The following is a 7,008-nucleotide window of genomic DNA, read 5'->3' as shown; positions in this document are numbered from 1 at the left end:
GGTTGGCCGTCTCGTATTCCACGTGGGCGGTGTTGATGGTGATGCCTCGCGCCTTTTCTTCCGGCGCCGCGTCGATCTCGTCGTACTTCTTGGCGACCGCACCGCCGGACTTTGCCAGGGTCATGGTGATCGCCGCCGTCAGCGTGGTCTTGCCGTGGTCGACGTGACCGATGGTGCCGATATTGCAATGCGGCTTGTTACGTTGAAACTTTTCCTTGGCCATTTCTCTAGCTCCAGCCCCGAAGACCGGGGCGTTCCTGTACTGTCTTCGGGTTGATAGGGGTTAAGCGTACTTCTTGATCACTTCGTCGGCGACCGCTTGTGGCACCGGCTCGTAGTGGTCGTACTGCATCGAATACTGGGCCCGCCCTTGGGAGAACGAGCGCAGGGTGGATATGTAGCCGAACATGTTGGCGAGCGGCACGAAGGCCGTCACCACCTGGGCGTTGCCTCGGGTCTCGGTGCCCTGGATCTGGCCTCTGCGGCTGTTCAGGTCCCCGATCACGTCGCCCATGTACTCGTCGGGCGTCAGCACTTCCACCTTCATGATGGGCTCGAGCAGCTTGGGCGAGGCCTTCTCGCGCAGTTCGCGGAAGGCGGCGCGGGCCGCGATCTCGAACGCGAGCACGGAGGAGTCCACGTCGTGGTAGCCGCCGTCGTACAGCGTCGCCTTGAAGTCGATCACCGGGAAGCCGGCGAGCAGGCCGTTGTCCTTGGAGGACTCCAGCCCCTTCTGCACGCCGGGGATGAACTCCTTGGGCACCGTCCCGCCGATGACGGAGGACTCGAACACGAAGCCCGACCCTTCCTCACCCGGCTCGAAGATGATCTTGACCCGGGCGAACTGACCCGTACCGCCGGTCTGCTTCTTGTGGGTGTAGTCGATGTCGGCCTTGCGGCCCAGGCTCTCGCGATAGGCCACCTGGGGGGCGCCGATATTGGCGTCCACCTTGTAGGTCCGGCGCAGGATGTCGACCTTGATGTCCAGGTGCAGCTCGCCCATGCCCTTCATGATCGTCTGGCCCGACTCCGGGTCCGTATAGACGGTGAAGGAGGGGTCCTCGGCGACCATCTTGCCGAGCGCCACGCCCAGCTTCTCCTGGTCTGCCTTGGACTTGGGCTCGATGGACTGCTCGATCACGGGCGCGGGGAAGTTCATCTTCTCCAGGATCACCGGGCTCTTGGTGGGATCGCACAGGGTGTCGCCGGTGCGGGTGTCCTTCAGGCCGGCCAGGGCCACGATGTCACCGGCATAGGCTTCCTTGATGTCCTCGCGATTGTTGGAGTGCATCAACAGCATCCGGCCCACCCGCTCGCGCTTGTCGCGCGTGGAGTTCAGCAGGCCCAGGCCGGTGTCGAGCTTGCCGGAATAGATGCGGCAGAAGGTGAGCGAGCCGACGAAGGGGTCGTCCATGATCTTGAACGCCAGCACCGACAGTGGCTCCGTGTCCGAAGCCTTGCGCACCACCTCGGCCTCGGTCTTGAAGTCGATGCCCCTGGTCGGCGGGATGTCCAGCGGCGAGGGCAGATAGTCCACCACCGCGTCGAGCAGGGGCTGCACGCCCTTGTTCTTGAACGCCGAGCCGCACAGGATCGGATAGAAGGTCCCCTTCAGCACCGCGATCCGCAGGCACTTCTTGAGCACCTCGACCGAAGGCTCCTCGCCGTCGAGGTAGGCGGTCATGGCGTCGTCGTCGAGTTCGACGGCGTTCTCGACCATGTAGTTGCGCGCGGCCTTGCAGGCCTCGACCATGTCGGCGGGAATCTCTTCGTCGTGGTAGTTGGCACCCAGGCCCTCGCTGTCCCAGACCACAGCCTTCATGCGGACCAAGTCCACCAAGCCCTTCAGCGAGGTTTCCGACCCGATGGGGAGCTGGATCGGCACCGCCTTGACGCCCAGCCGCTCGCGGATGGTGCGCAGGCACATCTCGAAGTCCGCGCCGATCTTGTCCATCTTGTTGACGAACACGATCCTCGGCACGTCGTAGCGGTCGGCCTGGCGCCACACCGTCTCGGTCTGGGGCTCCACGCCCTGGTTGCCGTCGAGCACCGCCACCGCGCCGTCGAGCACGCGCAGCGAACGCTCCACCTCAATGGTGAAGTCGACGTGGCCGGGTGTATCGATGATGTTGAGGCGCTTGCCGTTCCAGTAGGCGGTGGTAGCGGCGGAGGTGATGGTGATCCCCCGCTCCTGCTCCTGCTCCATCCAGTCCATGGTGGCGGCGCCGTCATGGACCTCGCCGATCTTGTGGCTCTTGCCGGTGTAGTAGAGGATCCGCTCGGTGGTCGTGGTCTTGCCGGCGTCGATGTGCGCCATGATCCCGAAGTTGCGGTAGTCCTCGATGGCGTGCTGGCGGGGCATGGGCGTGCGGCTCTTCGGCGTTCAGGCGGCTGTACCAGCGCCTCGATTATGTCAGGGGTCGGTCGGCGGGCGGTCTAGCGGAAACCGCCCGCGCCGTCATGCAGCTATATAAGGCCTTACCAGCGATAGTGCGAGAAGGCGCGGTTGGCCTCGGCCATCTTGTGGGTGTCCTCGCGCTTCTTCACCGCGGTGCCGCGGTTGTTGGAGGCGTCGAGCAGCTCGGCGGCCAGCTTCTCGGTCATGGTGTTCTCACCGCGGTTGCGGGCTGCGTTGACCAGCCAACGGATGGCCAGGGCGCGGCGACGCTCGGGCCGCACCTCGACCGGCACCTGGTAGGTCGCGCCGCCGACCCGGCGGGAGCGCACCTCGACCGACGGGGCCACGTTGTCGAGCGCAGTGTGGAACACGGTGATGGTGTCCATGTCACGACGGCGTGTATTGATCAGGTCGAAGGCGCCGTAGACGATGTTCTCGGCGACGGCCTTTTTGCCCTCGTACATGACGTAGTTCATGAACTTGGTGACGATCAGGTCGCCGAACTTGGGATCGGGCAGGACTTCGCGCTTATCTGCGCGTCTACGGCGGGACATGGTCTAGCTCTCTCGTCTCGGGCTTCGATCCTCAGGCCGCAGTGGGCGGCGTAAGGCTGCATGTCGGTTGTGCGTCCTTCGAGTCGCCCTTGCAGGGCTCTTCAGGATGACGCAGGCGAGTGGGCTGCAGAATCTTCATCGTGCTGAGGAAGGCTCCGACAGGAGCCTGTCTCGAAGCACGCAGGATCGTGCAGCCGCTCATCACTTCGGCCGCTTGGCGCCGTATAGCGAACGGCGCTGCTTCCTGTTCTTCACGCCCTGGGTGTCCAGCACGCCGCGCAGGATGTGGTAGCGCACGCCCGGCAGGTCCTTTACCCGACCGCCGCGGATCAGCACCACGGAGTGCTCCTGCAGGTTATGGCCCTCGCCCGGGATGTAGCACACCGCCTCGATCCCCGAGGTCAGGCGCACCTTGGCGACCTTACGGAGCGCCGAATTCGGCTTCTTAGGCGTCGTGGTGTAGACGCGGGTGCAGACGCCGCGGCGCTGGGGCGAACCTTTCAGGGCCGGCACGGTGTTGCGGTCCACCGGCGGGCGGCGGGGCTTGCGGATCAGCTGGTTGACTGTAGGCATTCGCTCTCGTTCATTTGGGAGGACTGCGCCGTCAGGCCGGACGCCCTCACTCGCTTATCGATCCTGTCCGCGAAGCCCGCCAGACCGCTTGCGCCATCGCAAACACGATAGGCCGGCTCGCGCGCTGTGGGCGAACCGGCGGGCGCTCAGGCCCCGATCATGCGCTCCAGGCCGAACGGCGAGCCGCTCAGCCTCGAAACAGAGGCGCGTCATTAGGATCATTATGATCCTCCGTCAAGCCGGCTCGCGTTCACACCGCGTTAGCCATGTCTCGAAACGTCTCGTTGAGCACTATGGCTTAAGCCTATTGCGGGGCTCAACGGTGCGGGCGAAGCTATGTCTGAGTCTAGCAGCCAGGCGCGCCCTGAGGGCTTCGTGCCCGCGTCCTTCGAGGATCTGCGACGCACCACCCGCGAGGAGAGCCTGGCGTTCGAGCGCGAGATGCAGGCCAGCGCCGACACGCCCCGCGACTTCGTCGACATGGTCTCCAACCGCGACTTCATGAAGACATCCGGCCGGATCGGCGCCTGCGCCGTCGTGCTGGGCCTGCTGATGATCTTCGCGGCCAACTTCAAGGCGCTGTTCATGACCGCCGACGCGGTCCATACGGCCGCCGCCGCTTCAGCCGACAAGGCCAGCGGCCAGGTCGCGGCGGTCAAGAGCGCGGTCGGCGGGATCGCCGCCAAGGCCGCTTTCATCAAGAACGAAGACGCCAAGGCCCTGGATACGGCGAAGAGCGGCCTGAACTGCCTTGCCAGCGGTAACGGCTGTTCGCATGGCGGAGGCTCACCATTCAGATGAAGAAGTCCACCACGCCCGTGAAGACGATCAACGTCGTCGACCGGCTCTCAGCGCCCACCACCTTAATGTACGAGTTGGGCTGCATCGCCTACGCCACGGTGGCCGGCGCGCTGATCCTGCTGGCGATCACAGCGCTGAAGCACTGACTTTAGCCCTACCGGGCTGATGCCGTCTTTCTCCGCTTATCCCGGCGAAGTCCGGGACCCAGATCGTATGGCTCCTACGTCAACAGGTTCTCCCGCGATCTACCTGCCGCTTTATGATCTGGGTCCCGCCATTCGCCGGGATGAGCGGATTGAGAGGGCTAGCCCCCCAGGTACTTGTCGAACCAGGTCAGCTCCCGCGCGCGCAGGTCGGCCAGGTCGGCCAGGTCGCGAATGGCGTGGCCCTGGCCGGCATAGACCATGAGCGTAGTCGGCACGCCCACCGCCTGCAGCCCGTGCCAGAACTCAAAGCTCTGGGGCGCAGGACACTCCACATCGCGCTCGCCGACATAGATCAGGGTCGGCGTGGTCGCGTCCTTGATGGAGAAGATCGGCGACAGCTTCTCGTAGATGGCCGGGTCGTCGTAGACCGTGCCTCCAAAGAAGGGGACCATCCACTGGTCGATCCCATTCTCGCCGTAATAGCTGACCCAGTCGGCGATGCCGGCGCCTGAGATGGCGGCGCGGAAGCGGTGGGAATGGGTCACCGTCCACATGGTCATGTAGCCGCCGTAGCTGTGGCCCAACACGCCGAGCCGGTGGTCGTCCACGGGCGCCAGCGTCTCCACCTTGTCCACCCCGGCCAGGATGTCGCGGAGATCTCCGCCGCCGAAATCGCGCACATTGGCGCGGGTGAAGGCCTCGCCCTGGCCGTAGGAGCCGCGCGGGTTGGCGTAGAAGACGAAGTAGCCTCGTCTCAGCCAATCGACGGTAGCGAACACGCCAGAACCATAGGGGGCCACGTAGTGCGGCGTCGTGGCGGCGCTCGGGCCGCCGTGGATGTCCACGACCAGCGGATGCTTGCCCGGCGCGACCTGGAGCGGGCCCAGCAGCCAGCCCTGGACGTCGAAGCCGTCGCTCTTCCAGCTCACGCTCCGGGCGGTGACCTGGGGCGCGAGACCGGCGTTGACATGCGTCACCGCAGCCAGCGTCGCTCCGGGAGCGCCGGCGAACAGCTCCGGCGGATGGGTGAAGTCCTGCACGGACAGGGCGGCGGTCGAGGCGTCGGCGCTCAGGCTTACTTCGCCGTCGGCGGCGGAGATCTCGGCCGGCGCGCTCCAGCGGGTGGCGACCTCGCGGGTCGAAGGGTTCAGGGCTACGATCTCATTGCGGTCGCCGCGCAGCAGGGTGCCGGTGAGCCGGTCGCCCCGCCAGGCGATGGAGGTGAAGGTGGCCTTGATGCCGGGCGTCACGTCCTGCAGCGCACCGCCTTCCATCGGCACGGTGAAGACGTCGCCACCCACCGAGCCGAAGTCGCTCATCAGGCCGCCGATCAGGGCCACGGTCTTTCCGTCCGGCGAGACGCGCGGGAAGTTCATCTGCATCTTGGGCGCGGCGATCACCCGAGCCTCGCCGCCGGCGAGGTCCACGGCGATCAGCTTGGCCACCCACCAGTTGTTGTCGCCGTTGCCCTTGGCGGCGGTGGCCACGAAGCCCTGCCCGTCGGGACGCCAGTCGTACTCGTAGATGAAGGTGTCGGCCGGCGAGACGTAGCGGATCGTTCCGCCCGCTACCGGGATGACGCCGATGCGCTTTTCGTCCGCGCCGCTCAGCGCGGCGATATCGCCGACCTGCTGCGCCCCGGCCTCCACCGCGCCGGTCTGCTTGTGAGCGCCGGGAGTGGCCATCAGGGCGAGCGTCCCGCCGTCGGGGGAGAAACGGGGCGTCTCGGCCACGCCCTCCAGGGCGGCCAGCGCACTCACCCGGCCGCCGCGGACGAGCTCCAGCGTCGCGCGGTTCTGGGCTGCGTCATAAGCGATGAAGGCCAAGGTGTCGCCGCTGGGTGACCAGGCCGGATGGGTGTAGCGGCAGGTACGGCAGGGGTCGTAACTCGCCACGACCTCGCCAGTGCGTGCGGAGCGCACCACCAAGGGGCCGCGGGCGCGGGTCTTGGTGGGCGCGAAGGGCTCCGTAGCCTCTGCCGAAACGACGCGGTCGCCCGCCGGCGAGAGGCTGACGTCGGTGAAGGTGTGCAGCCCCAATGGCGCGCCACCGCTACGGTCCTGCCCCTGAACGGGTGGGGCGACCGCTAACGCGGCGCCCAGCGCCAGGGTGGTGCAGGTCAGACGGGCGAGTCTCGTCGAAGTCAAAGCCGGCTCCTACATAGGCCCGGCAAGAGAGGCGATCGAAGGGCGTCGCGCAAGAGCGGCGTCTCGTCTGGCAGGATGATGATCGCGCACGCCCCTCCCCGACCCGCAGAACACGCCGTATAGGACGCCATGGCGCGCCGCGACCGCAGGCGAGCGATCCCGGCGCTGGCCGCCTCGCTCCTCGTCCACCTCGCCCTGCTGATCGTGGTCATGCACGTGGCAGGCGTGACTCCGCGCGCGCTGGAGCCGGTCGCCGAGCCTGACTTCCAGGTCCAGCTGGTGACCCGGCGGACGCCTGCCGCGCCGAGCGCCGCGGCCGTGCCGCAGGTGGGTCGGCGGAAGGGGCAATCGACGCCGCTGGTCGCGACCCGCCGCGCGCCGCCGCGTCC

8 protein-coding genes are annotated in these 7,008 nt (G+C 66.7%); 3 read left to right on the top strand and 5 right to left on the bottom strand.

The genetic code is table 11. The annotated features are described in order from the left end of the window. From HUV06_RS13575 to rpsL, 4 genes are all read right to left on the bottom strand, one after another. Positions 1 to 223, bottom strand: a 223-nt coding sequence (locus HUV06_RS13575; protein WP_254601131.1) for a GTP-binding protein, incomplete at its 3' end; no start/stop codon positions are given. Positions 224 to 283: 60 nt separating this feature from the next. Continuing rightward, the gene (fusA, locus tag HUV06_RS13570) at positions 284 to 2,362 is read right to left on the bottom strand and encodes an elongation factor G (RefSeq protein WP_174301790.1); all 2,079 of its coding nucleotides are present in this window, start codon (positions 2,360 to 2,362) and stop codon (positions 284 to 286) included. Between the two features lie 116 nt (positions 2,363 to 2,478). Further along, a complete protein-coding gene (rpsG, locus tag HUV06_RS13565; protein WP_174301789.1) occupies positions 2,479 to 2,952 on the bottom strand; it encodes a 30S ribosomal protein S7 in 474 nt (157 codons plus the stop codon). Between the two features lie 201 nt (positions 2,953 to 3,153). Next, positions 3,154 to 3,525: a 30S ribosomal protein S12 gene (rpsL, locus tag HUV06_RS13560; protein ID WP_174301788.1), complete on the bottom strand. Its 372-nt coding sequence runs from the start codon at positions 3,523 to 3,525 to the stop codon at positions 3,154 to 3,156. A gap of 336 nt (positions 3,526 to 3,861) precedes the next feature. Here rpsL and HUV06_RS13555 point away from each other — a divergent pair, with 336 nt between their 5' ends. Both HUV06_RS13555 and HUV06_RS13550 read left to right on the top strand, forming a co-directional pair. Further along, complete coding sequence (locus HUV06_RS13555) at positions 3,862 to 4,326, top strand: hypothetical protein (protein WP_217433861.1); 465 nt, start codon at positions 3,862 to 3,864, stop codon at positions 4,324 to 4,326. After that, on the top strand, positions 4,323 to 4,472 hold the full coding sequence (locus HUV06_RS13550) for a hypothetical protein (protein WP_174301786.1): 150 nt from the start codon (positions 4,323 to 4,325) through the stop codon (positions 4,470 to 4,472). Before HUV06_RS13555 ends, HUV06_RS13550 begins: the two co-directional genes overlap by 4 nt. Positions 4,473 to 4,630: 158 nt before the next feature. Here the strand turns inward: HUV06_RS13550 and HUV06_RS13545 are convergent, their stop codons facing one another. Further along, the gene (locus tag HUV06_RS13545) at positions 4,631 to 6,619 is read right to left on the bottom strand and encodes a S9 family peptidase (protein ID WP_254601129.1); all 1,989 of its coding nucleotides are present in this window, start codon (positions 6,617 to 6,619) and stop codon (positions 4,631 to 4,633) included. A 129-nt stretch (positions 6,620 to 6,748) separates the two neighbouring features. On the opposite strand from HUV06_RS13545, the gene HUV06_RS13540 reads away from it, so the two are divergent. Beyond that, the coding region (locus HUV06_RS13540; RefSeq protein WP_174301785.1) for a hypothetical protein at positions 6,749 to 7,008 on the top strand (260 nt) is incomplete at its 3' end.

This window comes from Caulobacter sp. S45, assembly GCF_903642205.1.
Lineage (GTDB): Bacteria > Pseudomonadota > Alphaproteobacteria > Caulobacterales > Caulobacteraceae > CAHJWH01.
The sequence above is the reverse complement of the archived record's forward strand: the minus strand, read 5'-3'. Positions and strand labels throughout refer to the sequence as shown.

Bases quoted from the DNA above. Each gene is read 5' to 3' on its own strand.
- fusA (WP_174301790.1), bottom strand. From the start codon at position 2,362: ATGCCCCGCCAGCACGCCATCGAGGACTACCGCAACTTCGGGATCATG.
- rpsG (WP_174301789.1), bottom strand. From the start codon at position 2,952: ATGTCCCGCCGTAGACGCGCAGATAAGCGCGAAGTCCTGCCCGATCCC.
- rpsL (WP_174301788.1), bottom strand. From the start codon at position 3,525: ATGCCTACAGTCAACCAGCTGATCCGCAAGCCCCGCCGCCCGCCGGTG.
- HUV06_RS13555 (WP_217433861.1), top strand. From the start codon at position 3,862: ATGTCTGAGTCTAGCAGCCAGGCGCGCCCTGAGGGCTTCGTGCCCGCG.
- HUV06_RS13550 (WP_174301786.1), top strand. From the start codon at position 4,323: ATGAAGAAGTCCACCACGCCCGTGAAGACGATCAACGTCGTCGACCGG.